This is a genomic window from Mitsuaria sp. TWR114, from assembly GCF_007997345.1.
In genome coordinates, this window is record NZ_VOSR01000192.1 from 1 (window position 1) to 2,549 (window position 2,549).

Sequence of the window (2,549 nt, forward strand, 5' to 3'; positions counted from 1 at the left end):
CGCCGCCGGCCTGCTGCTGGCCGCGGGCTCCGCCCACGCCCTGGACTACACCGGCTACCTGCGCGCCGGCCCGGGCGGCACCACCGACGGCGGCGCCAGCCGCGCCTGCTACGCCCTCAATGGCGGCACCAGCGGCATGAAGTACCGCCTGGGCAACGAGTGCGACATCTACGGCGAGTTCCAACTCGCGCAAGGCTTCAAGAAGGACGGCATCGACTACAAGGTCGTGCTGATGACCGACTACTGGAACCCGCATTCCGACGCCGACGACGCCAAGCACCTGCGCCTGGCGCAGATGTATGTCGAGGCCAAGGGCTTCGACTTCCTGCCCGAGGCCACCGTCTGGGCCGGCAAGGAACGCGGCCGCCGCGGCGACGTCCACATCGTCGACACCTACTTCACCGAGATGGCCGGCATCGGCGCCGGCATGAAGGGCATCCCGGTCGGCCCGGGCAAGCTCGGCGTCGCCTACTACACCAACGACAAGGACACCAACCAGCGCCCCGGCCATCGCGGCAACGTCGAGTACGTCGACATCCCGACCAACACCGACGGCACGCTGGCCTTCTTCGGCACGGCCACCAAGTCGCAGTTCGCCGGCGGCACCAACGGCTGGGGCCTGGCCGCCAAGCATGTGCAGAGCAAGCTGTTCGGCACCTCGCTGAACAACGTGCTGTGGGTGCAGTACGCGCAGGGCTCGACCGGGCTGAACTCCAACTTCGGCAACCAGACCGACACCTCCGCCGCGAAGAAGTTCCGCGTCGTCGAGTCGGTCAACTTCCAGCAAGGCGCCTGGGGCGGCATGGGCATGCTGCTGTGGGCCAACGAGAAGGACAACGCCGGCAAGGCGACGGTGTCCACCTCCATCGGCGGTCGCGTGTCTTACGGGGTGACCCGCAACTTCAAGCTGCTCACCGAAGCTGGCGTGTCGCAGTACAAGCCCGACGGCGGCCAGCGCGCGCGCCTGACCAAGGTGACCTTCGCGCCGACGCTGTCCACCGGCCCGGCGCTGATGGATCGCCCCGAGTTCCGCCTCTATGTCACCCACGCCAAGTGGAACAAGGCCGCCGGCAATGTGACCGGCGTGGCCGGCTACGACGGCGAGACCTCCGGCACCAGCTTCGGCGCGCAGGTCGAAGTCTGGTTCTGACGCCCCACCGATGACGCGCCCGGGGGCGGCAGCCCGCTCCCGCGGCCTCGCATGACAACATTCGCTCCAACTTCCCGACGACACGGAGACAACGGAATGACCCAGCTCAAGCAACTTTCCCAGGCCGCGGCGCTGTGCGCGCTGATGGCCGCCGGCGCGGCGCATGCCGGCGAGGTCGAGGTCCTGCACTGGTGGACCAGCGGCGGCGAGGCCAAGGCCGCCACCGCGCTCAAGGCCACGCTGCAGAAGCAGGGCCACACCTGGAAGGACTTCGCAGTGGCCGGCGGCGGCGGCGACTCGGCCATGACGGTGCTGAAGTCGCGGGTGGTGTCCGGCAACGCGCCGGCGGCCGCGCAGATCAAGGGCCCGTCGCTGCAGGAATGGGCGGCCGAAGGCGTGCTGACCAACGTCGACGCCGTCGCCGCGGCCGGCAAGTGGGACGAGGTGATCCCGCCGGTGGTGGCCAACATCATGAAGTACAAGGGCCACTACATCGCCGCGCCGGTCAACGTGCACCGCGTGAACTGGCTGTGGGCCAACCCCGAGGCGCTGAAGAAGGCCGGCGCCAAGCTGCCCACCACCTGGGACGAGTTCTTCGTCACCGCCGAGGCGCTGAAGAAGGCCGGCATCATCCCGGTGGCGCATGGCGGCCAGAACTGGCAGGACTTCACCGTCTTCGAATCGGTGGCGCTGGGCGTCGGCGGCGTGGACTTCTACAAGAAGGCGCTGGTGCAGCTCGATCCGGCCACGCTGACGGGGCCGCAGATGGAGAAGGTGCTGACCACCTTCAAGCGCATCAAGGACTACACCGACAAGAACGCTCCCGGCCGTGACTGGAACCTGGCCACCGCGATGGTGATCAAGGGCGAGGCCGGCATGCAGCTGATGGGCGACTGGGCCAAGGGCGAGTTCATCGCCGCAGGCAAGGCGCCGGGCAAGGACTTCACCTGCACCGCCGCCCCCGGCACGCAGAAGGCCTTCACCTTCAACATCGACTCCTTCGCGCTGTTCAAGCTGAAGAACGCCGCCAACGAGAAGGCCCAGCAGGACCTGGCCACCGCGATCATGTCGCCGGAGTTCCAGGAGCTGTTCAACCTGAACAAGGGCTCGATCCCGTGCGCACCGGCATGAAGATGGACAAGTTCGACGACTGCGCCAAGCAGTCGGCCACGGACTTCGCCGCCGATGCCAAGTCCGGCACCCTGGTGCCGTCGATCGCGCACGGCATGGCGGTCCCCGCGGCCGCCGAGGGCGCGATGAAGGACGTCGTCAGCCAGTTCTGGAACAGCGACAAGATGACGGCCAAGGACGCGCAGGCGCGCCTGGCCGCGGCGGCGAAGACCAAGTAAGCCGGGGGGCCGCGAAGACCCTCACCCCTGCCCTCTCCCGCAAGCGGGAG

The 2,549-nt window shown here is 68.3% G+C and carries 1 protein-coding gene and 1 pseudogene; both read left to right on the forward strand.

Annotated features, from left to right (window positions below):
• Positions 1-1,150, forward strand: a 1,150-nt coding sequence (locus FUT87_RS08995; RefSeq protein ID WP_147240819.1) for a carbohydrate porin, incomplete at its 5' end; no start/stop codon positions are given.
• A 96-nt stretch (positions 1,151-1,246) separates the two neighbouring features.
• Positions 1,247-2,499, forward strand: a pseudogene (locus FUT87_RS09000) (ABC transporter substrate-binding protein).
• The last annotated feature ends 50 nt before the right edge of the window (positions 2,500-2,549 follow it).